At 31.4% G+C, this 25008-nt stretch carries 22 protein-coding genes; 13 read left to right on the forward strand and 9 right to left on the reverse strand.

All coding sequences use genetic code 11. From position 1 onward, the window contains the following. Positions 1 to 12: 12 nt before the first annotated feature. Positions 13 to 951 (forward strand): NAD-dependent epimerase/dehydratase family protein, encoded by a 939-nt coding sequence (locus tag ABGB03_RS03580; protein ID WP_347924894.1) that lies wholly within the window; start codon positions 13 to 15, stop codon positions 949 to 951. Between the two features lie 6 nt (positions 952 to 957). Here ABGB03_RS03580 and ABGB03_RS03585 read toward each other — a convergent pair whose 3' ends face one another. Genes ABGB03_RS03585 through ABGB03_RS03600 form a run of 4 tightly spaced genes read right to left on the reverse strand, consistent with a single transcriptional unit; the run spans position 958 to position 4819 of the window. Continuing rightward, on the reverse strand, positions 958 to 2373 hold the full coding sequence (locus ABGB03_RS03585) for a glycosyltransferase family 39 protein (RefSeq protein WP_347924896.1): 1416 nt from the start codon (positions 2371 to 2373) through the stop codon (positions 958 to 960). A 2-nt stretch (positions 2374 to 2375) separates the two neighbouring features. Further along, the gene (locus ABGB03_RS03590; protein ID WP_347924897.1) at positions 2376 to 3137 is read right to left on the reverse strand and encodes a glycosyltransferase; all 762 of its coding nucleotides are present in this window, start codon (positions 3135 to 3137) and stop codon (positions 2376 to 2378) included. Positions 3138 to 3180: 43 nt separating this feature from the next. Continuing rightward, on the reverse strand, positions 3181 to 4260 hold the full coding sequence (gene meaB, locus ABGB03_RS03595) for a methylmalonyl Co-A mutase-associated GTPase MeaB (RefSeq protein ID WP_347924899.1): 1080 nt from the start codon (positions 4258 to 4260) through the stop codon (positions 3181 to 3183). 1 nt (position 4261) lies between these two features. Further along, complete coding sequence (locus ABGB03_RS03600) at positions 4262 to 4819, reverse strand: DUF2911 domain-containing protein (RefSeq protein WP_347924901.1); 558 nt, start codon at positions 4817 to 4819, stop codon at positions 4262 to 4264. A gap of 202 nt (positions 4820 to 5021) precedes the next feature. Between ABGB03_RS03600 and ABGB03_RS03605 the strand changes: the two genes are divergently transcribed. Genes ABGB03_RS03605 through ABGB03_RS03615 form a run of 3 tightly spaced genes read left to right on the forward strand, consistent with a single transcriptional unit; the run spans position 5022 to position 7665 of the window. Next, positions 5022 to 5579 carry an RNA polymerase sigma factor gene (locus tag ABGB03_RS03605; RefSeq protein ID WP_347924903.1) on the forward strand — a complete coding sequence of 186 codons (558 nt, stop codon included), beginning with the start codon at positions 5022 to 5024 and terminating at the stop codon, positions 5577 to 5579. Further along, entirely contained in the window at positions 5563 to 6138 is a 576-nt protein-coding gene (locus tag ABGB03_RS03610) for a hypothetical protein (protein ID WP_347924904.1), read from the forward strand. The genes ABGB03_RS03605 and ABGB03_RS03610 overlap by 17 nt, the downstream gene beginning before the upstream one ends. Before the next feature lie 27 nt (positions 6139 to 6165). Next, the gene (locus tag ABGB03_RS03615; protein WP_347924906.1) at positions 6166 to 7665 is read left to right on the forward strand and encodes a hypothetical protein; all 1500 of its coding nucleotides are present in this window, start codon (positions 6166 to 6168) and stop codon (positions 7663 to 7665) included. An 87-nt stretch (positions 7666 to 7752) separates the two neighbouring features. On the opposite strand, the gene secA is transcribed toward ABGB03_RS03615, so the two are convergent. The 5 genes from secA to ABGB03_RS03640 all read right to left on the reverse strand — a co-directional run bounded on the left by secA (position 7753) and on the right by ABGB03_RS03640 (position 15068). Continuing rightward, positions 7753 to 11106 carry a preprotein translocase subunit SecA gene (gene secA, locus ABGB03_RS03620; protein ID WP_347924908.1) on the reverse strand — a complete coding sequence of 1118 codons (3354 nt, stop codon included), beginning with the start codon at positions 11104 to 11106 and terminating at the stop codon, positions 7753 to 7755. A 129-nt stretch (positions 11107 to 11235) separates the two neighbouring features. Beyond that, positions 11236 to 11457 carry a DUF2795 domain-containing protein gene (locus ABGB03_RS03625; RefSeq protein ID WP_136844726.1) on the reverse strand — a complete coding sequence of 74 codons (222 nt, stop codon included), beginning with the start codon at positions 11455 to 11457 and terminating at the stop codon, positions 11236 to 11238. Positions 11458 to 11617: 160 nt separating this feature from the next. After that, entirely contained in the window at positions 11618 to 12193 is a 576-nt protein-coding gene (locus tag ABGB03_RS03630) for a cob(I)yrinic acid a,c-diamide adenosyltransferase (RefSeq protein ID WP_347924910.1), read from the reverse strand. A gap of 243 nt (positions 12194 to 12436) precedes the next feature. Beyond that, a complete protein-coding gene (locus ABGB03_RS03635) occupies positions 12437 to 13210 on the reverse strand; it encodes a class I SAM-dependent methyltransferase (RefSeq protein ID WP_347924912.1) in 774 nt (257 codons plus the stop codon). Between the two features lies 1 nt (position 13211). After that, positions 13212 to 15068: an ABC-F family ATP-binding cassette domain-containing protein gene (locus tag ABGB03_RS03640; protein ID WP_347924913.1), complete on the reverse strand. Its 1857-nt coding sequence runs from the start codon at positions 15066 to 15068 to the stop codon at positions 13212 to 13214. A 104-nt stretch (positions 15069 to 15172) separates the two neighbouring features. On the opposite strand from ABGB03_RS03640, the gene ABGB03_RS03645 reads away from it, so the two are divergent. The 9 genes from ABGB03_RS03645 to ABGB03_RS03685 all read left to right on the forward strand — a co-directional run bounded on the left by ABGB03_RS03645 (position 15173) and on the right by ABGB03_RS03685 (position 25008). Next, on the forward strand, positions 15173 to 15967 hold the full coding sequence (locus ABGB03_RS03645; protein ID WP_347924915.1) for a polysaccharide biosynthesis/export family protein: 795 nt from the start codon (positions 15173 to 15175) through the stop codon (positions 15965 to 15967). 7 nt (positions 15968 to 15974) lie between these two features. Further along, positions 15975 to 18422, forward strand: coding sequence for a polysaccharide biosynthesis tyrosine autokinase (locus tag ABGB03_RS03650; RefSeq protein WP_347924917.1), 2448 nt, complete (start codon positions 15975 to 15977; stop codon positions 18420 to 18422). Between the two features lie 6 nt (positions 18423 to 18428). Next, complete coding sequence (locus ABGB03_RS03655; RefSeq protein ID WP_347924918.1) at positions 18429 to 19013, forward strand: sugar transferase; 585 nt, start codon at positions 18429 to 18431, stop codon at positions 19011 to 19013. Positions 19014 to 19020: 7 nt separating this feature from the next. Further along, a complete protein-coding gene (locus tag ABGB03_RS03660; protein WP_347924919.1) occupies positions 19021 to 20313 on the forward strand; it encodes a nucleotide sugar dehydrogenase in 1293 nt (430 codons plus the stop codon). Then, on the forward strand, positions 20313 to 21308 hold the full coding sequence (locus ABGB03_RS03665; RefSeq protein ID WP_347924921.1) for an SDR family oxidoreductase: 996 nt from the start codon (positions 20313 to 20315) through the stop codon (positions 21306 to 21308). The genes ABGB03_RS03660 and ABGB03_RS03665 overlap by 1 nt, the downstream gene beginning before the upstream one ends. Before the next feature lie 46 nt (positions 21309 to 21354). Next, the gene (locus ABGB03_RS03670; RefSeq protein ID WP_347924922.1) at positions 21355 to 22224 is read left to right on the forward strand and encodes an ABC transporter permease; all 870 of its coding nucleotides are present in this window, start codon (positions 21355 to 21357) and stop codon (positions 22222 to 22224) included. A gap of 2 nt (positions 22225 to 22226) precedes the next feature. After that, complete coding sequence (locus ABGB03_RS03675) at positions 22227 to 23480, forward strand: ABC transporter ATP-binding protein (RefSeq protein WP_347924924.1); 1254 nt, start codon at positions 22227 to 22229, stop codon at positions 23478 to 23480. 70 nt (positions 23481 to 23550) lie between these two features. Next, a complete protein-coding gene (locus tag ABGB03_RS03680) occupies positions 23551 to 24291 on the forward strand; it encodes a methyltransferase domain-containing protein (protein WP_347924925.1) in 741 nt (246 codons plus the stop codon). Continuing rightward, the gene (locus ABGB03_RS03685; RefSeq protein ID WP_347924926.1) at positions 24292 to 25008 is read left to right on the forward strand and encodes a class I SAM-dependent methyltransferase; all 717 of its coding nucleotides are present in this window, start codon (positions 24292 to 24294) and stop codon (positions 25006 to 25008) included.

The following is a 25008-nucleotide window of genomic DNA, read 5'->3' on the forward strand; positions in this document are numbered from 1 at the left end:
AAAATGTATTTAATGAAAATTCTTGTTACTGGTGCTGTTGGTTTTATTGGTTCTCATACTGCAGAAAGGTTAAGCGAATTAGGGCACGACGTAGTTGGTGTGGATAATTTTAGCGATTATTATGATCTTGAATTGAAACAAATGAATGCAAATTCGATCAAGGAAAAAGGCGTTGAAATAATCAATATAGATTTGAGAGACGAAAATATTTCTGATGCTTTACCTTTAGATATAGACTATATTTTTCATTTTGCTGCGCAACCAGGAATTTCAATAACATCTACTTTTGAAGATTACTTTACCAATAATATAATTGCCACCAAGAATATTATAGATTATGTGCAAAAGTGTAAAAACTTTAAAATGTTTGTAAATATTGGCACTTCTTCAATTTATGGTTTGGAAGCCACTTTTACCGAAGATGTTGCGCCAAAACCAGCATCTCATTATGGTGTTACAAAATTAGCTGCTGAGCAATTGGTACTTCAAAAAAGTAGAGAAAACATATTTAAAGCATGTTCATTAAGGTTGTACTCTGTTATTGGACCAAGAGAACGACCTGAAAAAATGTATACCAAGTTGATTGCTTGTGGAATTAATAATCGAGCATTTACTTTATATGAAGGTAGCGACAAACATTTACGAAGTTTTACGTATGTAGGTGATATTGTGGATGGTATTGTTAGTGTAATAGGAAACGAAGCCATAGTAAATGGTGGGATTATTAATTTAGGAACCGAGGTAGAACACACCACACAAGAAGGTATTGAAGCTGTAGAAAAAGTTCTTGGAAAATCCATTCAAATTGAAATTGTTGAGAAAAGGGCAGGAGACCAATCTCGCACAAAAGCTAATATTGATAAGGCTAGAAAGCTGCTAAACTATAATCCGCAAACGACATTATTGGAAAGTGTGAGGCATCAAGTTAATTGGTATAAAGCTAATTTTTAGAACGCTTTATTTTTCAAACATAAATACCGAAGTCCTTTTAATAGAATCTATTCTCACCATTTTTTCTTGAAATTTATTAGGAACGGTTTTAATTTTTTTATGTCTTATTAGCATGATGAATTTATCATGCGAATTGTATATAGAATCAATGGATGTCTCTTTTATTACTTTTATATCACCACTTGAATAAAATCTACTTGAATAAGATTTTTTTTCCCAATAATAAATAGGTGTGTTCGGGTCATTTTCTATTAATTTCTCAACAATATATTTGTCGGTGTTTAAATCTTCTAACAATTTGTCATCACCAAACGCCACAACACAAGTCGCTACTATCACTAAAAATGGAAAAATTGAACCTAGAATAAATAGCAACTTTTTGTTTTTAAACTCATGCCAATAATATACCATTAATAAGGCAATTGGTATGGTAACAGGTAAGGTGTAAGTATGTAGTATGTTTTTTGAGGCTGTAAAGAAAAAAGGAGTCCATAATAACCATAAAACCAAGAATGATACCCATTTATTTTTAAGAATAGTTTTACGCTCTTTCCATAGTTTAATAAGCACAAATTGTATCCAAGGAAAAGAAAAAACCAGTAAAAACACCCAAATCATTCCTAAAGGTTGCCTGTGACCACTGCCATATAAATCTCCTTCCCAGCCTGATACTACAAAGCGCTTAAAATGTTCACCAACAATGAAGTAATCTAAAAACCCAGGTGACCTATTTTCAGCAAATAAGTACCAAGGCAAAGCAATAGCGATTGTGATTAATATACCAGTTAACCAAGGTATTTTATTCCAAACTTTTTTTATAGATACTTTTTGAATGAATAACCAAATAAATAAAGGTGGTGCCGTTAATACTAAAACTATAGGTCCTTTTGATAGTAATCCTAGAGCTATAGAAATAAAGAATAAGTAATTCCAAAAGCTTCGCTTTTCATTTTCAATAGATTTCCAAAACGAAATCATAATTAAGGTAATAGAAAGACATAAAACAGCATCAGTAGACACAACACCTGCGTGTAATAAAAACTCTGGAGTGGTTAGCAAAATAAACGCTGGTAAATAAAAACTCTTACCAGCTTGCTTTACAAATTTACCTAGTATAAAAACCAATAATAAACAAACTAAAAAATAGGGTAATCTAGCAGCAATTTCATTCACTCCAAATACTTGATAGCTAGCAGCCGATAACCAAGTTGACAAAGGAGGTTTCGCCCAGAATGGCACACCATAATCTATTTGTAATACTACCCAATCTTGAGTCTCGTACATTAGGCGAGCTATTTCAGAGTATCTTGATTCGGTTTTATCTAACAATGGAATAAGTCCAGTTAAAATAAATCGTAAAGCAATAATGACAATTATTGAATAAAAAATATAAGCAGATTGTTGTTTAGCGTTTTTGAGCATGATTATTTTCTTGAAGCTTTACATACTTTGTTAATCTTATATAAATCTACCCAAAGTTTAAAAAAATAGGTCAGTTTAACTTTAGAATCTCCTTGATCTATCCACCTTTTTAGCGGTATTTCCAATATGTGGTTGGTAGCTTGGTCAACTCCATAATGCACCATTAATCTATTAAAGATTTCAACATCAAATAACCATTTTGAAATAAAAGGGTTCTTAAAAGCGACTTTAGAAAGCTCTTTGGTAAACAGTTTACAACCACATTGCGTGTCGTACACTTTTAAGTCTAAAATATTGGAGATGGCAGTAGCAATAATTCTACCAATTAAAAAGCGTGATTGACTACGTTTAATAGTTGAACCAACTTTCATAATTCTTGAACCAAATACAAAATGTATAGATTCGTTAAAATAAGAAGTAAGGGACAAACATTCTTCCAGTGAGGTCGCTAAATCTGCATCTAAGTATGCAATATAAGTGAAACTATAATTGTTATTACATTCTGCTATTGCAGTCCTAATGGCTTCAGCTTTCCCAACATTTTGGGTACAATTTATTACTGCTATGTTTTCTGGATAAGTTTCTTGAAAACCAGCTAGAATATTAGCTGTGTTATCTGTTGAGCCATCATTTACAAAACATAGTAAAACATTAGAGTGATTATTTATAAAATTGAAATAGGCTTTTCTGTCAAGCCCTTTTTCTTCATTATAACACGGAATTACAATACAAATTTCAAAGGAAGTATCAGCTAAATTGCTCATAAATAATAGCAAAAATTTAAAGGCGCAAGGTAATCAAAAAAGGTTAGATTAATTTTAGTAATTCTTCGGCAGCAGTAAAAGGTGTTGTTTTACTTTCCTCAATTAGTTTAAGCTGTTTCTGTAATTCAATTTTTATGGTTTTATTATTATAAAAATCAAATTTTAATTGTTCTTCAATGGTTTGAAGTAGCCAGAATTTATTTTGTTCTTGTCTTTTTTTTGGGAAGTAATTATTTTTAATTGTGATATTGATGTATTTCATTATCATAGTCCACACATTTTCAACCCCTTCATTATTTAAAGCGCTGCACATTGATACTGGAGGCGACCAAGACGATTCTTTTTCAGGATATAAATGCAAAGCTCTTGTAAATTCAACCTTAGCAAGTTTTGCACGCTTTAGGTTATCTCCATCAGCTTTATTTATAACTATGGCATCAGCCATTTCAATAATACCACGTTTAATTCCTTGCAATTCATCACCAGCTCCAGAGAGCTTTAGAAGTAAAAAGAAATCTACCATACTATGTACAGTTGTTTCGCTTTGACCAACACCAACAGTTTCTATAATGATAGTGTCAAAACCAGCAGCTTCACAAAGAATAATAGTTTCTCTAGTTTTTCTTGCAACACCACCAAGTGATTCACCAGAAGCAGAAGGTCTTATATATACGTTAGTCTCTTTTACAAGATCTATCATACGTGTTTTATCACCTAAGATACTTCCTTTGGTTATGGAGCTACTTGGGTCAACAGCTAATACTGCTATTTTTTTATTTAATGTAATTAGGTGTTTTCCTAAAGCTTCTATAAACGTGCTTTTGCCAACTCCTGGAACACCAGTAATTCCTAATCTCACAGAGTTATTAGCGTAAGGTAAACATCCTTTAATAATGGAATTTGCTTTCTTTAAATGTTCAGGGTTTTTACTCTCAACCAAAGTAATGGCTCTGCTTAATGCCGTAATATTTCCTTTTAAAATATCCTGTATTAATTCTTTGGCGCTTGGCTGTGTTTTGCGTTTAGAAACTACCTTAGAGATTGCAGTATCATCAGTAATTTCTGGTTCAGGAATGCCTTTTTTTTCCTCTAATGCTGAGTTGTATTTTCGTTTTTTTTGCAAACTATTGATTTAACGGAACAGCAATTTTTACATTGTCCCAAGCCATAGTTAAAGATAGGTTATCTGTAGAATTATCAAAAGCAATTGTGAATTGTTCTACAGTATTTGGAATTTTCTGTACAGGAACCTCAATTTTTATAGCATCAAATTCAGGGTCTCTCATTGCTTGCATTGCATCATTAACTCCCCAAGGGTATTGTTTAGAATTAAAAATAACTTGCCAGGTTTCTTCACTAGGAATCGTCCAAAGGGTATATTTTCCAGCAGTTAAATAATCATTTCCAATTTTTAAAGGTTCATTGGTTTCAAAGGTTGTGGCTTCATTGGCACCTGTACGCCAAACTTTATTGTATGATACTAATCCACCAAAAATATTACGATCCCTTTTAGAGGGTCTATTATAAAATACTTCAAGTTCTAAATCGTTAAGTTTAAACTCAACAGTATCTTTTGGGCTTAAAGGTTTCTTTAAAATATCACCATTAATGTAAGCATACAAAAATATGCCTACAGCAACCAAAAGCAAAACAAAAATGAGACCCTTTAAAAACTTATTCATTCGAAATAAAATTTGAAATTAATTAGAAGTAGCTTTAACTTGAACGCTAAGTTATTACACTTTGTTTTAATTTCTAAAAAAAATAACCAGCTTTTTGCAACAACTATATTTTTATGTCGTCTTTTAGTTGAATTCGAATTGATTTAAACAAAATAATACCTAATATTAGTATTATGACACGAACTAACCAAAACATCAATTAGTGAATACATTAACAATAGATATTATTGAACAGTGTAGGCGCAACGACCGTAAAGCACAATTAAAACTGTACAATCAGTATTGTGATGGAATGTATATAGTAGCTAAAAGATTTGTAAAAGACTCTTTTGAAGCTGAAGATGTAGTACAAGAAGCCTTTATTAAAGCGTTTGCCAAATTACATCAATACAAAGCGGAAGTAACATTTGGTGCATGGTTAAAACGAATCGTTATTAATAAAAGTATTGACCTAATAAAATCTAAAAAACAACAAATGTTGGAATTAGATGAGGTGCACCTAAAAGTGGTCGATACAGGTTATGAAGACGAATGGTTAGTAGAAGATACCATTACTTTAGACGACGTAAAAGAAGCAATAAATCAATTGCCTGATAAGTATAAATATGTTGTGATGTTATTTTTAATTGAAGGTTACGACCACCAAGAAATAGCCGAAATATTAAATATAACCGAAGTAGCATCACGTACTCAATTATCTAGAGGAAAGTCAAAATTAAGAGAACTATTAAAATTATCGCAAAATGGCACAAGACATTAGAAAACTGTTCGAGAATGAACAAAAAGTAAGCAACGATAAAATGCCACAAGGTCACGAAGCTAGGTTTTTAGAAAGACTTGATAAAGAACTTCCTGAACAACCAAGAAAAAGCATATTTACATTTTTAAATATAGCTGCAAGTGTTGTGATTTTAATAGGATTAAGTTTTGGAGCGTTTAAAATTATTAATTCAAGCCCTGATGTTATTGAGGGAACAGATATAGTTGAAACTAAAACAGAATCTCCTTTGGGAAAAGTATCTCCTGAGTTAAAAAAAGTAGAAGATTACTATTTGGCAAACATCAATTTAGAATTGTCTAAAATTGAAATAACACCAGAAACTAAAGAGCTTTTTGATGGATATCTTGAGCGATTAGAAGAGTTAAACAAAGAGTATGAACTCCTTTCTCAAGAATTAACTAAATCTGGGCCAACGGAGCAAACAATTAATGCTTCTATTGAGAATTTAAAGTTGCGTTTAAACTTAATGCATCGTCTAAAACAAAAATTAAACGAATTAAAAAACGACACTAATCAGCTTGAGCAAATACAAGCATGATTATTAAAACAATTAAAAAACGAACAAATGAAACAGTATAAATATATAGCGTTGGCACTTATCTTTTTAGGAGCATTTAGCTTAAATGCTCAACAAAAACTTGAGAAACTATCTAAAACAGTAAAAGCTAACAAAGATGTTACTTTAAGGTTAGATACTAACCATACCAATATAATAATTGATACTTGGGATAAAAACGAAATCCTAGTCGAAGCCTATGTTGAAAGTAATGAATTATCAAAAGAAGATTTAAAAGAGGTATTAAAATCTTGGGAAGTAGACGTTGATGGCTCTGGAGCCAATGTGTCTATTGAAAGTATAGGAGGATTTGGAGGTCCTTATAACTTTGATTTTGACTTCTCAGGCTTAGATGTATTAAAGGATATTAATATACATATTCCCGAAATTCCTGAAATGCCAGAGATGCCTGAAATGCCAAGGATGCCAGAAATGAATTTTGAGTTTCCAGAAATGCCTAAAATTCCTGAGTTGCCTGAATTACCAAAAGGCGTGCACAATGTTCAATTCGATGTTGAAAAATATAAAAAAGAAGGAGAGCCTTACTTGGATAGATGGAGTCAAGAGTTTGAAGACAAATATGGTAAAGGTTATAAGGAAGATATGAAAAAATGGGCTAGAGAGTTTTCTAAAACAGATTGGGATGGTTATTCAGCTCGTATGGAAAAATGGGGAGATAAATTTGGTGAAAAATTTGGAGAGAAATTTGGGAAGGACATGGAAAAATGGGGAGAAGAATTTAGTAAAAAATTTGATGGAAAATGGGCAAAAGACATGGAAGAATGGGGAGAAAGATTTGGTGAAAGGTTTGGCAAAGAATGGGAAGAAAAAGGTAAGGTTATTGAGGAGCGTATGAAAGAATTCGAAGAAGAATGGGAAGGAAAAGAAGAAGAATTTGAAAAACGTTTTGAAGACCTAGAGAAGAAAAATAGTAAGGTTAAAAAAACAATCAAGATAAAAATGCCTAAGGATACTAAGTTAAAGGTGAATGTGCGTCATGGAGAACTTAAGTTTGCCGCGGTAATTCACAACCTTAAAGCAAATATATCGCATTCAAGTTTATTAGCAGATCGTATTGATGGAAGTGCCACTTCCATCAATGCATCTTATTCACCTGTGTTAGTGAATTATTGGGATGAAGGTGAGTTAACACTTAAATATGTAGATGAAGCTTTATTGAAAAATGTAAAGTCGCTAGTACTATATTCTAATTCTTCTAACATTAATATTGATTATTTAGCTGGAAGCTCAATTATAGATGGAAGTTTTGGAGAGTTAACCATACATAATATTCTAGATTCTTTTACCAACCTAAATGTAGTTTTAGAAAATAGTGATGCAAAAATTAAATTACCAAAATCAAATTACGATTTACTCTTTAAAGGAGATCGCTCTAAGTTTAATGGTGAACGAACCGACAAAAAAGTAATTAAAAATTACCCAAAAAATACTTCTACAAACAAAACCATTCTTGTAAATGCTAAGTACAGTAACATTGTTATGCAATAAAAAAATCTGAACTTATTGAAAGTCCAGATTTTCTTGTTTTCAGTTTCCTTTCTTGAGATTTTTCCATTCCTCAGAAAGACATTTTTATTAATCTTCAGTCAACACCCAATCACCTTTTATAATTAAAGGCTCTGCTTGTTTATACTTAAGGATTTTACTTTCACCGCTCATCACGTTCTTAATCGTTACACGATCATTACGTCCTATTTTTGGTCGCTCTCTTACAATGGTTTCAACAACTTGCTGTTGACGTTGTGTGTTTCCAGCAGCTCTAGATTCGGCAGAACGTTCATCTAGATTTTGTATATCTTCCTTAGTAGTTTTTACATTTTCTCGTTTACGTGTTTTAGCTTCTTGAATAACATTAGCAGTTTCTTGCGGAATTTCACCTTTAAACAAGAATGAAATTACATCTTTATTTACTTGGTCAATCATGTCTTTGAACAACTCAAATGACTCAAATTTGTAAATTAACAATGGATCTTTTTGTTCATGAACAGCTAATTGTACAGATTGCTTTAATTCGTCCATTTTACGAAGATGTGTTTTCCAAGCATCATCAATAATAGCTAACGATATATTTTTTTCAAAATCGGTAATTAATTGTTTTCCATTTGTTTCATAGGCTTTTTCAAGATCAGTAATTACTTGTAAATTTTTAATGCCATCTGTAAAAGGAACTACAATTCGTTTAAATCTATCACGTTGTGTTTGGTACACATTTTTAATCACAGGAAACGCTAAATCTGCATTGCGTTCCATTTTTTCTTTATAATGCGCAAATGCAGCTTTATAAATAGTAGAGGAGATTTCTTTAGCAGAAAGGTTTTCAAACTCTTCTTCAGAAATTGGTGAACTCAAAGAGAAGTAACGAATTAATTCAAACTCAAAATTCTTATAATCGTTAGCTTCTTTATTAGTTTCTGCAATAATTTCAGATGTATCAAAAATCATATTTGCTAAATCCACTCGCAAACGTTCTCCAAATAGTGCATGAAAACGACGTTTGTAAACTACTTCACGTTGTGCGTTCATCACATCATCATACTCTAATAATCGTTTACGAACACCAAACTGATTTTCCTCTACTTTTTTCTGAGCACGTTCAATAGACTTTGAAATCATAGAATGCTGAATCACTTCACCTTCTTGTAATCCCATTCTATCCATCATTTTAGCAATTCGCTCACTACCAAAAAGACGCATTAAGTTATCTTCTAGCGACACATAAAATTGTGAGCTTCCTGGGTCTCCTTGTCGTCCAGCACGACCACGTAACTGTCTGTCTACACGACGCGAATCGTGACGCTCTGTACCAACAATGGCAAGACCTCCAGCAGCTTTAACTTCATCACTAAGCTTAATATCTGTACCACGACCAGCCATATTGGTAGCAATAGTTACCTGTCCAGATTTACCAGCTTGGTCAACAATTTCGGCTTCTTTTTTGTGTTGCTTTGCGTTTAATACATTGTGCGGTATTTTTCGAATACTTAGCATTTTGCCAAGTAACTCACTAATTTCAACAGATGTTGTTCCAATTAAAACAGGACGTCCAGCTTCTGATAGCTTTGTAACATCATCTATAACTGCATTATATTTTTCTCTCTTCGTTTTATAAACTAAATCCTCTTTATCATCACGAGCAATCGGTCGGTTAGTAGGAATTTCAACAACATCCAATTTATATATTTCCCAAAATTCTCCAGCCTCAGTCACTGCAGTACCTGTCATACCAGATAGTTTTCGATACATACGGAAATAATTCTGTAACGTAACTGTCGCAAATGTTTGTGTGGCAGCTTCAATTTTCACATTTTCCTTAGCTTCAATCGCTTGGTGTAAACCATCACTATAACGACGACCATCCATTATACGCCCAGTTTGCTCATCAACAATCATTACTTTATTTTCCATCACCACATATTGAGTGTCTTTTTCAAATAAAGCATAAGCTTTTAAAAGCTGATTTAGGGTATGAATTCGTTCAGATTTTATGCCAAAATCACGAAATAGTTCTTCTTTTAAATTAGCTTCTTCTTCAGATGTAAGACCTTGGGCTTCAATTTTAGCAATTTCAGTTCCCATTTCTGGCATTACAAAGAAATCTGGGTCATCCTTACCAGAAAGATATTCTACACCTTTATCACTTAATTCAATTTGATTGTTTTTTTCGTCAATTACATAGTACAATTCGGCATCAACTTTGGGCATTTCCCTGTTGTTGTCTTGCATGTAAAAGTTCTCAGTTTTTTGAAGTAATTGCTTTACACCTTCTTCACTTAAAAACTTGATAAGTGCTTTATTTTTTGGAATACCTCTATATACACGAAGTAATTGAAAACCACCTTCTTTAGTATCTCCAGCTGCAATCAATTTTTTAGCTTCAGCTAATACTCCTGTTAAATATTTACGCTGTACATTAACAATATCGTCAACTTTTGGTTTTAGCTCATTAAATTCATGTCTATCTCCTTGCGGAATTGGACCAGAAATAATCAAAGGTGTTCTAGCGTCATCTACAAGTACCGAATCTACCTCATCGACAATGGCATAATGATGAGGTCGTTGAACTAAATCGTCAGGCGAATGTGCCATATTATCACGTAAATAATCGAAGCCAAATTCGTTATTGGTACCATAAGTGATATCAGCGTTGTAAGCTTTTTTACGAGATGCAGAGTTTGGTTGATGATAATCAATACAATCAATACTCATTCCATGAAATTGAAAAATAGGAGCCATCCACGCACTATCACGTTTTGCTAAATAATCATTTACTGTTACAAGGTGAACTCCCTTTTCGGCTAATGCATTTAAGTATACAGGAAGCGTAGCAACCAAAGTTTTACCCTCACCAGTTTGCATTTCGGCAATTTTACCTTGATGCATGGCAATACCACCAATTAATTGTACATCGTAATGCACCATATCCCAAGTAATTGGTTTTCCAGCAGCGTCCCAAGAGTTAGACCAAATAGCATGTTCGCCATCAAGGTTTACATAGTCATTTTCACCAGATACTTCTCTATCAAAAGCATTTGCAGTTACCTTAATTTCGGTATTATTTACAAAACGCTTTGCCGTTTCTTTTACCACTGCAAAGGCCTCAGGAAGAATTTCGTTTAAGGTTTCTTCAGTAATATTATAGGAGTCGTCTTTTAACTTATCTATTTCTTGATAGATATCTTCTTTTCTATCTATATCTTCAGTAACATCTGCTTCTTCTTGAAGTTTATTTATTTCATCTTCAATGTTTTTACGAGCATCTGCTATTTTAGATTTAAACTCTAAGGTTTTTGCTCTAAGCTCATCGTGTGATAAGCTTTCTAGTTGTGACTCAAAGGATTTTATTTGATTGACAATAGGCATAATTGCCTTAACGTCTTGTTTGGATTTGTCTCCGACAAATACTTTAAGTACAGAATTTAAAATACTCATTATATTGATTTGTTTTTAGTCTTTGATCTATAGGTAGTCAAAGATACTATTTGTTGTTATGTTTAATGAAAAAATAGCGCATAAAAAAAGCCTCAAGCGAGACTTTTTAACTATTTTTTATGGTTTCATTTAATATTCATCCTCATTCCAAAGATAATCTTCGTCTGTTGGATAATCTGGCCATATTTCCTGAATAGAATCATAGGAGTCACCTTCGTCCTCAATAGATTGTAAGTTCTCAACTACTTCTAGTGGAGCTCCTGTTCTAATAGAGTAATCGATTAATTCATCTTTTGTTGCTGGCCAAGGTGCATCACTTAAATAAGATGCTAGTTCTAATGTCCAATACATTTCTTACTAATTTAATTTTTTGCAAAAATAAATTTTTAACTGAATAAGACAAGAAAAAATCGAATTATTTAATCATTAATTTATATGAACGTTCAATTTTAACTGTAAAGCATCAGTTTAAACTAGTTTTACAGATTAATACTATTGCTGAAATTTTGACTTAGGAACGCTTTTCAGGAATCCATTGTACTTCATCAGCTTGTAAGTCTTTGGACAATTTCCGTGCCAACACAAAAAGATAGTCAGATAGACGGTTTAAGTACATTAAAGTTTCAGGTTGAAAAGGTTCTAAATCGTTTAAAGCAGCAGCTAAACGTTCTGCTCTACGGCACACACAACGTGCTATGTGACAGAATGACACGGTTTGGTGGCCACCAGGAAGAATAAAATGCGTCATTGGTGGTAAAGCTTCGTTCATATTATCTATTTCTTGCTCTAAAAGTTCAATATCTTCATTCGATATTTTTGGAATGCTTAAACGCTCTTTACCGCTTTTGAGTACTGCTTTTTCAGGGTCTGTTGCTAAAATAGCACCAACTGTAAATAGTTTATTTTGTATGGTAGCTAGAATCTTTTTTGAATGCTTATCAATATCTTGGTCTCTCACTAAACCTAGGTGCGAATTTAACTCATCAACGGTACCATAACTTTCTATACGTATATGGTGTTTGGGTACTTTTGTGCCTCCAAATAATACAGTTTTACCTTTGTCGCCTGTTTTTGTGTATATTTTCATTCTATGAGTTTCAAAGTTGAAATTTCAAAGTTACAAAGATTTTCTCCACGAATATTTTCAATTATTTATTTGGCTTATAAATAAATTGATTGTTATTCCTGCGAAGGCAGGAATCCACAACCAAAGACTTGATTTGACTACCAAATCATTGATTGGTTATAATTTATTACACTTTTTGTGAAATGAATAATATTTTTTATTTTAAAGTAGATTCCTGCCTTCGCAGGAATGACAGCTAAACAATCAAACTCTAATTGTAAAATGTTCCTTTTTTTGTTCTTTTCTAAAAAATACAAATCCCCAGAAAAAGGTATCAATAGTTACTGTTACTTTTGGATGTTGTTTTATAATTTCCCAAGCTTCAGTCATGCCTTTAGACCAATAAATATCATCAAAAATAAATACAGTATCGTTATGTACTTTTGGAAGTAACATTTGAAAATAATCTAAAGTGGCTTTTTTTTGGTGATTGCCATCAAAGAACACAAAGTCGAATGTTGTTTCGTCTAAATAATCAATGGCAGTAGCAAAATCATTGTTAACGAATTTAATGTTTGTTAAGTTTTTACCTTCAAATTGTTTTTTTGAGAATTTTGAAATGTTGAAACAGCCTTCAATAGTTCTAATTGTAGCTTTTGGATTTCCTAAACTCATTGCCTGTGTACCAATACCTAAAGATGCTCCTAATTCTAAAATAGATTTTGAATTAAAATACTTTACAAGTCTATAGAGTAGTTTGGCTCTTTTTAATGTAGTTCCAGAGTTTTTAGCAATACTGGAAACGGTTCTTTTAGTGCTTTTTTTTACTCTTGAGCCTGCTCCTAAATCGGTAATTTCAATTTGTTCTTGATTATTGAGGAGTTTCTTTTTATAGTTAATTAGTTTGGAGTAGTCCTCATAACTAGTTTTATCGTAAAAGCATTTCGTAGCTAAATCGTACACAAAAGGCGAGTGGACACCATGTTGGTTGGTGGAACGTAAAAGAAATTTTAAATATGCTTTTACTTGATACCACATATTAATTTTCTAGTTTTTCGAGTAATTCTAACCAACGAAATTCTTTTTCTTCAATGGTGTTGATAATTTGTTGTAATTCTGCTGATAACTCGTTTATTTTTTCGGTAGAAAGTGTTTTGTCATTAAACTTTGCTTCCAGTTCTTTTTTATCAAATTCTAAGGTTTTGAGCTTACTTTCAATATTTTTCAACTCCTTTTGTTCATTGTACGACAATTGACTATTGCTATCTTTTTTCCATTGCTTCTTTTCTATTTTCTTTTCAGTTACCTCTTTAGGTGCACTATCTTCGTAAGTTCTAAAATCGGTATAGTTTCCAGGAAAATCATCAATAATGCCTTGACCTCTAAATACAAATAAGTGATCTACTATTTTATCCATAAAATAACGATCGTGAGTCACAACAATTAAGCAACCTGGAAAATCCAGTAAGAAGTTTTCCAAAACGTTTAATGTTACAATGTCCAAATCGTTTGTTGGTTCATCCAGAATTAAAAAATTAGGATTCTGGATAAGAACTGTACATAAATACAAGCGTTTACGTTCGCCACCACTTAGTTTTTCAACAAAGTCATATTGTTTTTTACGGTTGAATAAGAAGCGTTCTAATAATTGTTGTGCACTAATTTGTCGTCCTTTTTTTAGAGGAATATAATCGCCATAATCTCTTACGACATCTATAACCTTTTGATCTGGTTTAACATCAATTCCTTTTTGAGTGTAATAACCAAATTTTACAGTTTCACCTAGTATAATTTTACCTGAATCTGGTTTTAAAGTATTGGTAATAAGGTTTAGAAATGTGGATTTTCCAGTTCCATTTTTGCCAATAATACCAATACGTTCGCCTTTTTGAAACATATAATCAAACTTATTGAGCATGATATTATAGCCAAAGGCTTTAGATACATTATGAAACTCTACAATTTTGCTTCCTAAGCGTTCCATGTTAATTTCTAGTTGAACTACATGGTCCTTTCTGCGTTTGTGGGCACGCTCTTTTATTTCAAAGAAATCATCTATTCTCGATTTGGATTTAGTGGTTCGAGCTTTAGGTTGTCTACGCATCCAATCTAGTTCCTTTTTAAAGAGTTGTTTAGATTTGTTAGTTTCAACCGCTTCACGCTCAATACGAGCTTCCTTTTTCTCTAGATAGTAAGAGTAGCTTCCTTTGTAATTGAATATTTCACCTTGGTCTAATTCAATAATTTCATTACAGACACGTTCCAAAAAATAGCGATCGTGCGTAATCATAAATAATGTAATATTTTCTTTTGCAAAAAAAGCTTCCAACCACTCAATCATTTCTAAATCCAGATGGTTGGTTGGCTCATCTAAAATGAGTAAATCTGGTTTGTTTATTAAGGCATTCGCTAAAGCTAAACGTTTTTTTTGCCCACCAGATAATTGTGCAACTTTTTGGTCTAAATTTTCAAGGTTTAACTTAAATAATATTTGTGTGTACTGTGTTTCAAAATCCCATGCATTAAAACGTTCCATGGCTTCAAACGCTTTTTGGTATACCTCTTCATCTTCTGGGTTTTTTAAGGCTTTATGGTATGAATTAATGACTTCCAAAATGGCATTGTCTGAATCGAAAATAGATTCTTCTATTGTTAAATCATCATTAAGTTCTGGTTCTTGAGCTAAAAAAGAAACTTTCAGTCCCTTTCTGTAAGTTACTTTTCCAGAGTCTGTTTCATCTTTTCCAGATAAAATATTTAGAATGGTAGTCTTTCCAGAACCATTTTTAGCAACAAAAGCTATTTTTTGATCTTTATGTATGCTAAACGATACATTTTCAAAAAGTGTAAGTTCGCCATAAGATTTTGATATGTTCTCTACTGTTAGATAATTCAAGTTGCTTTTTTCTGCAAATAAAGCATAAAAAACCAAAAAACACGTTAGCTGTTTTTATTTTGCTTTCTAAAAGCTATATTTGTGATTAAACAATACGCCTCAATATGAAGAGAATATTTGCTATTACTATGCTTGTTTTAAGTGTTTTAGCGTCTTCTTGTATTTCTCAAAAAGATACACTTTATTTCCAAAATAAAGAAGCTGGTACTAATACGTCTAGGACTATTTCTGAAGTTCAAAAACCCTATAGAGTGCAAATATATGATCAGTTAAACATTCGTGTAAAAGCTCTAGATCAAAAATTAGTGCAAATGTTTAATCCAGTAGGAAGCGAAAACTTAAATGCTGGAAGCGCAGAACGTGCGTATTTTGATGGTTTTACGGTAGATATTCATGGAGATATTAGAATACCAACTTTAGGTAAAATAAGTGTTTTGGGTTATACTACAGAGGAGATTGAAAAAATTATTGAGAAAAAACTATTAGAGGAACAATTTAAAGAAACAGCAAATATTTTTGTAACTGTTAAATTATCTGGATTACGCTTTACGGTTAACGGCGAAGTTGGTAGTCCAGGAACTATTACTTTATTTCAGGAGCGCGTTAACATTTTTGAGGCCATTGCTAATGTTGGCGAAATACCAATTACAGGAGACAAAAAGGACGTGATGATAATTAGGCAGTATCCACAAGGTCAACAAATTCATCATTTAGACTTAACAGACGTAAAGGTGATGAATTCGCCATATTATTACATACAACCAAATGATATGATTTATGTGAAACCTATTAAGCAAAAATCTTGGGGAACTGGAACTACAGGTGTACAATCGTTGACGACAATAGTTTCGGTGTTATCTTTAGTTACAACAACTATATTATTAATATCAAGAAATTAAGATATCTATGAATGAAGATTTTAATATTAACGAATTACCTTCGAATTTCGATATTAAAAGCTTTGTATTTAAAGTTTTAAGTTATTGGTACTTATTTGTAATTGTATTAGCAATTGGGTTTAGTATAGCTTATTATCAAAATGTTAGAAAACAAAATATTTATTCATTAGATTCTCTAATTTCTGTAGAGAATGATCAAAATCCATTTTTCACATCAAATACAAGTATCTCTTTTAATTATGGTGGTGTTACAGATAAAGTACAAACGGTAATTACTACGCTTAAAACTAGAAATCATAATGAAAAGGTAGTCGATTCTTTACAATATTATGTTCAGTATTTAACCAATGGAAAATATTGGAAAGACGAAGTTTATAAAAATGCACCATTTAAGTTTGAATTGGATAAATTAAAACCACAAGTTCTTGGATATCCAATTTCTATAAAATTTACAAGTAATGATACTTTTGAAATTTTAGTAGATTTTGAGCCTGATAGCGGTACAGGGCAAATTTATGCAACTAAAGAAAGATTAAGATTGGCTTTACCACAAGGACAGTTTTTAAGAACTTATAAGATTGGTGAAACAATAGAAACGCCTTTTTTAAATGGAAAAATTTCAAGAAGAGTTGATGTTGAGATACAAGTTGGAGAAGAGTATTTTTTAAATTTCTTAAATTTTGATAGTGTTGTTAATAATTATAAAAACTGGCTTGGTGTAGCCTCTAAGCCTAAAGGATCTTCTGTTTTAAGTCTTAGTTTGCGAGGCGCTAATAAGTCGAAAATTGTTGATTATTTAAATACAACGGTTTCAATTTTAAAAAAATCGCAATTAGAGAGAAAAAATCTATATGCAACTAATACCATAAAATTTATAGACAGTAGTTTAAATGTTGTTGGTAAAGATTTAAAGGATGTTGAAAATGAATTAAATACTTTTAGAAGTCAAAAAGCTTTCAATATTGACGAAGAGAGCGGTCGTGTATCAGATCAATTAAGAGGATATGAAGTAACAGAAAACGAAATAAACTCTAAAATAGAGTATTTAAATCTGTTACAGAATTATTTAGAAACTAAAACGGATTATACAAAAATTGCAGCCCCAACTAGTGTAGGTATTGAAGAGGCTAATATTGTAGTAAGTGTTCAGCGTATTATAGACTTATCTATTTCTCGCCAAAAATTAGAATATACAACACGTGAATCTTCTGGACAATTTAGAGATATTGATAGACAAATTGATGCAGAAAAAAATGTGCTATTAGAAACGCTTAAAGAAACTAAAAAGACCTTTGGCATTCAATTAAATACACTAAAGAGAACTATGATAGCTTTAGAAGCAACTTTAAGTAAGCTTCCAAAAGACCAGCAAGAGTATTTAAAAATTCAGCGTAAATTTAATTTAAATGAAGAGGTATTTAATGTCTTTCAAACAAAGAGAAGTGAGGCAGCTGTAGTTAGGGCAGCTAATGTTTCTGATATTAATGTAATAGACGAGGCCAAAGATATTGGAATGGGGCCAATTGGACCAAATAAGAAACTAAATTATCTTATTGCACTCTTTACAGGTATATTAATTCCTCTAGTAATAGTTGTTATTATAACGTTTTTAGATACAAGTATACATACCGTAGAAGATATGGAACGATTATCTAAAATTCCAGTTTTAGGTATTATTGGAAAGTATAAAAATGAAGGGAGTTTAGCAGTATATAATAACTCTAAATCAGCTATAGCTGAGGCATTTAGAGCAATTAGATCTAGCTTAAGGTTTATTTATAAAACTCAAAAAGACGAAGGGTCAAAAACCATTTTAGTAACATCTTCTGTTAGTGGAGAAGGAAAAACCTTTTGTTCTATTAATATTGCAACTGTTTTTGCTTTAACAAATAAAAAAACCGTCTTAGTAGGTTTAGATTTACGTAAACCTAAAATATCTAAAGATTTTAATCTTAAAAATGATGTAGGTGTTGTTGATTATTTAATTGATTCTAAAAGCTTAGAAGATGTTTTGCAAAAAACTCATATAGAAAATTTAGATATTATCTTATCTGGGTCTGTCCCCCCAAACCCTTCAGAATTGTTGATGAGTGATGAAATGGATGTTTTTATTGAAGAATTAAAAAAAACATACGATATAATTGTTTTAGATACGCCACCATTAGGCTTGGTAACAGATGCTATTGAGCTTGTAGACTATGCTGATGCTACTATATATCTTGTTAGGCAGAATTACTCTAAAAAAGATATGCTATCGGTTATAAATGATAAGTATAAAAAAGGAGAGGTGAAAAATATTAGTTTTGTTTTAAATTATTATACTCATAAAAAGAGGTTAGGCTATGGATATGGTTATGGATATGGTTACGGATATGGCTATGGTTATCATGATAACGAAAAGGATAGTAGATCAATTATTGGTAAAATAAGGTCTATATTTAAACGCAAATCTTAAGCTTTTTTGATTTCTAAAAACAACATAAAACTAAAAAGAGGTTTTGATGTTCTGTTGGTACTTATTCTAATTCCCATTATTCTAATTCCTTTACTACTGTTTTTGAGTATAGCAGCAATAGAAACAAAGCAATCGGGTTTATTTAAGCAAAAACGTGTAGGTCAATATGGAACTCTTTTTAACATTTATAAAATTAGAACACTAAAAAAAGGAAAGCACGAATTAGGATATTTAGACACTTATGCTGCACCTTTTGGAAAGTTTTTAAGAACCTATAAGTTAGATGAATTACCTCAATTATTCAATGTTCTTTTTGGAGATATGAGTTTTGTTGGTCCAAGACCAGATGTTGTTGGTTTTGCAGATGAATTAGTAGGTGAAGATCGAATAATTTTAAAAGTAAAACCTGGGGTAACAGGTCCAGCTACAATTAAATACAAGGACGAGGAAGCCCTATTATCATTACAAGATGACCCAGAAAATTACAATAGAACGATTATTTGGGTAGATAAGGTTGAAATCAATAAAAAGTACGTGAAAAATTGGAGTTTTTACTTAGATTTGAAGTATATACTACAATCAATTTTTTAGTTAACTAATGAATTCAAAAGATAAAATTACTATTATTGGGTTGGGATATGTTGGACTTCCTTTGGCAGTAGAATTTGCCAAAAAATACCATGTTATAGGTTTTGATATTAATAAAGAACGTATCTCTGAATTAAGAAAAGGAAAAGACAGAACGCTTGAAGTTGAGGATAATGATTTAAAAGCAGTATTAATTGACGATATTAATACGGACAAAGGACTTTATATTTCATCAAACCCATCAGATTTAGAGGTTTCAAATATATATATTGTAACGGTTCCGACACCAACAGATGATTTGCATAAACCAATTTTAACGCCATTAATAAAAGCTAGTGAAACTGTTGCAAAAGGATTAGCAAAAGGAGATATTGTTATCTACGAATCTACTGTTTATCCAGGGGTGACAGAAGATGTATGTGTGCCAATTCTAGAAGAAAAGTCTGGATTAAAATTTAATCAAGATTTCTTTGCAGGATATTCACCAGAACGAATTAATCCAGGAGATAAAAAACATACAGTTACTAAAATATTAAAAGTAACATCAGGTTCTACACCAGAAATTGCTCAGCGAGTTGACGATTTATATAAATCGGTTATTACAGCTGGAACACATATGGCGGCTTCAATTAAAGTGGCAGAAGCAGCTAAGGTTATAGAAAATTCTCAAAGAGATATAAATATTGCATTTGTAAACGAATTATCTAAGATTTTTAGACTGTTAGATATTGATACCAAAGCGGTTTTAGAAGCTGCTGGTACTAAGTGGAATTTTATAAAGTTTACCCCAGGATTAGTTGGCGGACACTGTATAGGTGTTGACCCTTACTATTTAGCTCAAAAAGCAATTGAATCTGGGTATAATCCTGAAATTATTTTAGCTGGAAGAAAAATGAATGACAGTATGGGTGGTTATGTAGCACAAGAGACTGTTAAAATGATGATTAAAAAGGGAGCGACCATTAAAGGTTCTAATGCCTTGGTTTTAGGAATTACATTTAAAGAAAATTGTCCAGATATCCGTAACTCAAGAGTTATAGATATTATTCGTGAGTTTGAAGCCTATCATGTTAATGTTGATGTATATGATCCTTGGGCCTCTAAAGAAGAAGTAAAGCACGAATATAATTTAGATCTAATAACATCAATTTCAGATTTAAAAGAGGAGTACGATTCAATTATATTGGCTGTTTCTCATAACGAATTTTTAGAGTTAGACATTGCTTCATTAAAATCAAAAATAGGAGTTATTTTTGATGTAAAATCATTATTACCAAAACATATTGTAGACGCCAGATTATAATGTACATAAATAAATATCATAAAGAAAATTTAAGTAATTACTCATTTTTAATCACAGGTGGAGGTGGTTTTATAGGCTCGAACATTGTTGAATATCTTTTAAAAAATAATGCAAAACGTGTAAGGGTTTTAGACAATTTTTCTAACGGATTTAGAGAAAATATTGAAGAGTTTCTAAGCAACTCTGCATTTGAATTATTAGAAGGAGATATTCGAGACCTTCAAACCTGTAAAGATGCAATGAGAGATATAGATTATGTATCTCACCAAGCAGCGTTGGGTTCTGTACCACGATCAATTAACGATCCAAACACGACCAATGATGTAAATATCACAGGGTTTTTAAATATGATGGTAGCTTTAAAGGATAGCGATACTGTTAAGCGTATGGTATATGCTGCATCAAGTTCCACATATGGAGATAGTTTAACGTTACCTAAAGTAGAAGAGAATATAGGGAAACCATTATCACCATACGCAGTAACAAAATATGTGAATGAGTTGTATGCTGATGTGTTTGGGAAAACGTATAATACAGATGTTATTGGCCTACGTTACTTTAATATTTTTGGCCCAAAACAAAGCCCTAAAGGAGCTTATGCGGCAGTAATTCCATTATTTATGGAAGCTATAAAGAATAATAATCCAGCGACTATTAATGGAGATGGCGAACAAACTCGTGATTTTACTTTTGTAGAAAATGCAGTTCAAGCTAATATAAAAGGGTTTTTCGCTCCAAAAGAAGCAGCAAACCAAGTGTTTAATATTGCCTGTGGTGAATGTATAAGTGTAAATTATTTATGGGAACATATCAATAATGCAGCATCTAAAGAGGTTAAGGTTATATATGGGCCATCTAGACAAGGAGATGTAAGAGATTCTTTGGCCGATATTTCTAAAGCAGAAAGATTAATGGGTTATAAGCCTAAATTTACTGTTAGAGAGGGATTAAAAATTACTTGGGAGAACTTTTCAAATAAGTGTCAGTTTGAGTGATTTTCATTAGAAAATTGTATCGAGAACTAAATAAAAAAACTATAATTTGAATCATAGCACTGAAGATAACTGGTTATATACAATATCTTCTAAACACAAGCTAATAGATTTTAATTTCAAAGAAATTTGGAGATATAAAGATTTATTATTCTTGTTTGTTAAAAGAGACGTTGTTACTTTATATAAGCAAACCATATTAGGTCCTCTATGGTATGTAATTCAGCCTTTATTTACTTCAGTAATTTTTACGTTAATATTTAATAATCTAGCAAATATTCCAACAGGAGATGGAATACCAGCATTTTTATTCAACCTAGCAGGCATCACCACTTGGAATTATTTTAAACTTTGTTTAACAGGAACATCTAATACATTTACAAAGAACCAAGGAATTTTTGGGAAAGTATATTTTCCAAGAGCTATAATGCCTTTATCTGTAGTCATTTCTAATTTATTAAGATTTGCTATTCAATGTATGGTATTTATAGGTTTTTATATATACTATGTCTTGTCAGAAGATGTGTCTATTTCACCCAATTGGAATTTGGTGCTACTACCCATAGTTGTGTTGGTAATGGCTTTGTTAGGTTTGGGTTTTGGAATGCTCATATCTTCAATGACAACTAAGTATAGAGATTTAACGTTCTTAGTACAGTTTGGCGTGCAATTATTAATGTATGGATCTGCAGTAATGTATCCAATATCCTATTTTAGAAAAGAATTGCCAGAATATGTTTGGCTAGTAGAGTATAATCCTATTGCAATTATTATAGAATCATTTAGACATATGACTCTTGGAGTTGAAATATTTGATGTAAATAAATTTACATACGCTATAGTATTTAGCATTATCACCTTTATGATAGGATTAGTTGTGTTTAACAAAACAGAAAAAAGTTTTATAGATACTGTTTAATAATGAGTGTAATTTTAAAAGTTAATAACATTTCTAAACAATATAAGTTAGGTCTTGTAGGTGCTAACACTATAGGTCAGGATCTAAATAGATGGTGGAGTAAAGTAAGAGGGAAAGAAGATCCGTTTTTAAAAATAGGAGAAGTTAACGACAGAAGTACAAAAGGTACTTCAGACTATGTTTGGGCACTAAAAGGTATTAATTTTGAAGTTAAAAAAGGCGAAGTTTTAGGTATTATAGGAAAGAATGGCGCAGGAAAATCAACCTTATTAAAAATATTATCTAGAGTAACAAGTCCTACCACAGGAGAAATAAAAACAAAAGGGAGAATTGCATCACTTTTAGAAGTAGGTACAGGCTTTCATCCAGAAATGACTGGACGAGAAAACATATATCTTAATGGTGCGATTTTAGGAATGACAAAAGCAGAAATTAAATCAAAAATTAACGAGATTATTGAGTTTTCTGGTTGCGAGCGTTATATAGATACACCTGTAAAGCGTTATTCTTCAGGGATGACAGTGCGTTTAGCTTTTGCCGTTGCAGCACATTTAGAACCAGATATTTTGGTTATAGATGAGGTGTTAGCAGTAGGAGATGCTGAGTTTCAAAAAAAGGCTATCGGGAAGATGCAAGATATTAGTAGAGGTGAAGGGCGTACGGTTTTATTTGTAAGTCATGATTTAAGCGCAATAAGTACACTTGCTAAAAAAACAATTGTACTTTCAAATGGTGAAATTTTAGCTATTGAAGAAACTAATAAAGCAATTTCAATTTATTCTTCAATGAAAAATACCGAGGCAGTATTTTTGCAAGCACCTTTATTAAATTCCCCATCAATAACGAAGGTTGAAATTTTAGCTTCAGAAGGCGGTAAACTTCAAGCAAATAATAAACCATTTAAAATCAATTTTGAAATAAATATGCCAATCGAAAATTATGAGAATTTATCGGTTACTTTTCAAATTTTTAATAATCTCAATAAAGCCATTCTATATAAATATATTTTTGATATTGATAATCCTATTTGCAGAGAAAAAGGTATAAATTATATTAGTTTTCAGTTTAATAAACTTAGACTTTATAAAGGAAACTATTATTTAAAAATTCATTTAGCTAACTCTAAAACTAGAGAAAAATTTCAAGAATTTGATTGTTGTAATTTTGAAGTAGAAATGATAAATCAAAAAGAGCCAGAATGGGGTTGGCAAAATGATGTGTGTGTGTATGTTGATGAAGGAAATTGGATAGCTTAGAGAGCCAACAAAAATTACAGTTTAGCAACAATTGCTATTCATTAAATAAAAAGGAAAAGTTTAAAAAAATATGACTCCTAAAAATTATAAGGATAATTTTCATGCTGCTCATTTTCAAAATTCGTTAAATTCAGCAAAAGAGATTGTCCCAAAGTTGTTATCATACTATAAACCAAAAACTGTATTAGATGTTGGTTGTGGTATTGGTACATGGCTAACTATTTTTGAAAAGAACAAATGTGAAGTGTTTGGTATAGATGGTGACTATGTTGAAACTAAAGATTTGATTATAGATAGTTCAAAATTTAAACCATTGAATTTAAATTTAAAATTTAATTTAGAGAGGAAATTTGATTTGGTTATCTCATTGGAAGTAGCTGAACATATTTTAAAAGAAAATGCTAAAAATTTTATTGACTCATTATGTTTTCATGGAGATGTTATATTGTTTTCAGCTGCTATTCCTGGTCAAGAAGGAACAATGCATTTCAATGAACAATATAACGAGTTTTGGGTTGACCTTTTTTCTCAAAATGGTTATAAGTGTTTTGACTTTTTAAGACATGAAGTTTGGAATAATAATGTGGTTAGTTGGTGGTACAGACAAAATATACTAATTTTTGTTAGAGAAGGAGAAACAAATAATCCTCATTATAAATTAATTGCTAAGGATAAATATACATTTAAAAACTCTTATGTGCACCCAAAATTGTTTGATTATAAATGCATGAAAAATAAGAAATTAGAAAAAATATTAAATAATCCTTTTGAGATTTTGAAATATTACCTTAGAAGTAAAAAAATATATTAGATGGATAGAAAGGAAAATATATTAAGGTTAGAAAATGTAAAAGAAATTACAGTTTCTAACAAAAATTATTTAGTGTATTTATCTTTTCATCGTGAATTAAATAAAGTTATTCAAAGATATGCGAAGGGAAGATTACTTGATATTGGCTGTGGAAATAAGCCTTATAACGCCTGGTTTAAAGGATTAATCTCAGAATACATTGGATGTGATATAGTGCAGTCTAGTTCTAATAAAGTAGATGTGATTTGTCAAGCCAATAATATACCCCTTGAGAGCAATAGCTTCCATAGTATTTTATCTACTCAAGTTATAGAACATGTTGAAGATCATCAAGGCATGGTTAATGAAGCTTTTCGATTGCTAAAGAGTGACGGTTATTTTATTTTATCTGGACCTTTATATTGGCATTTACATGAAGAACCATATGATTTTTTTAGGTTTACAAAACATGGCTTTAAATATGTTTTAGAAAAAGCTGGATTTGAAATTGTAGAAATTATTGAAAATGGAGGCGCATGGGCAACTTTAGGACAAGTAATAAATCATACGGTTAGTTTTTCTAATCCTAAAGCAAACAAAGTAGTTAGAGGAATAAAATATGTATTTCGAAAATTAAAATTATATAGGTTAGTTAATAAGGTTTTTGCTTATTTAGATGTAAAAGATTTTAATACTATAAATACAATGAATTATGTAATTGTAGCAAAGAAAAATTAA

The sequence above is a fragment of the Pontimicrobium sp. SW4 genome (genome assembly GCF_039954625.1).
GTDB lineage: Bacteria > Bacteroidota > Bacteroidia > Flavobacteriales > Flavobacteriaceae > Pontimicrobium.

Bases quoted from the DNA above. Each gene is read 5' to 3' on its own strand.
- ABGB03_RS03580 (WP_347924894.1), top strand. From the start codon at position 13: ATGAAAATTCTTGTTACTGGTGCTGTTGGTTTTATTGGTTCTCATACT.
- ABGB03_RS03585 (WP_347924896.1), bottom strand. From the start codon at position 2,373: ATGCTCAAAAACGCTAAACAACAATCTGCTTATATTTTTTATTCAATA.
- ABGB03_RS03590 (WP_347924897.1), bottom strand. From the start codon at position 3,137: ATGAGCAATTTAGCTGATACTTCCTTTGAAATTTGTATTGTAATTCCG.
- ABGB03_RS03600 (WP_347924901.1), bottom strand. From the start codon at position 4,819: ATGAATAAGTTTTTAAAGGGTCTCATTTTTGTTTTGCTTTTGGTTGCT.
- ABGB03_RS03610 (WP_347924904.1), top strand. From the start codon at position 5,563: ATGGCACAAGACATTAGAAAACTGTTCGAGAATGAACAAAAAGTAAGC.
- ABGB03_RS03615 (WP_347924906.1), top strand. From the start codon at position 6,166: ATGAAACAGTATAAATATATAGCGTTGGCACTTATCTTTTTAGGAGCA.
- secA (WP_347924908.1), bottom strand. From the start codon at position 11,106: ATGAGTATTTTAAATTCTGTACTTAAAGTATTTGTCGGAGACAAATCC.
- ABGB03_RS03625 (WP_136844726.1), bottom strand. From the start codon at position 11,457: ATGTATTGGACATTAGAACTAGCATCTTATTTAAGTGATGCACCTTGG.
- ABGB03_RS03630 (WP_347924910.1), bottom strand. From the start codon at position 12,193: ATGAAAATATACACAAAAACAGGCGACAAAGGTAAAACTGTATTATTT.
- ABGB03_RS03635 (WP_347924912.1), bottom strand. From the start codon at position 13,210: ATGTGGTATCAAGTAAAAGCATATTTAAAATTTCTTTTACGTTCCACC.
- ABGB03_RS03645 (WP_347924915.1), top strand. From the start codon at position 15,173: ATGAAGAGAATATTTGCTATTACTATGCTTGTTTTAAGTGTTTTAGCG.
- ABGB03_RS03650 (WP_347924917.1), top strand. From the start codon at position 15,975: ATGAATGAAGATTTTAATATTAACGAATTACCTTCGAATTTCGATATT.
- ABGB03_RS03660 (WP_347924919.1), top strand. From the start codon at position 19,021: ATGAATTCAAAAGATAAAATTACTATTATTGGGTTGGGATATGTTGGA.
- ABGB03_RS03665 (WP_347924921.1), top strand. From the start codon at position 20,313: ATGTACATAAATAAATATCATAAAGAAAATTTAAGTAATTACTCATTT.
- ABGB03_RS03675 (WP_347924924.1), top strand. From the start codon at position 22,227: ATGAGTGTAATTTTAAAAGTTAATAACATTTCTAAACAATATAAGTTA.
- ABGB03_RS03680 (WP_347924925.1), top strand. From the start codon at position 23,551: ATGACTCCTAAAAATTATAAGGATAATTTTCATGCTGCTCATTTTCAA.
- ABGB03_RS03685 (WP_347924926.1), top strand. From the start codon at position 24,292: ATGGATAGAAAGGAAAATATATTAAGGTTAGAAAATGTAAAAGAAATT.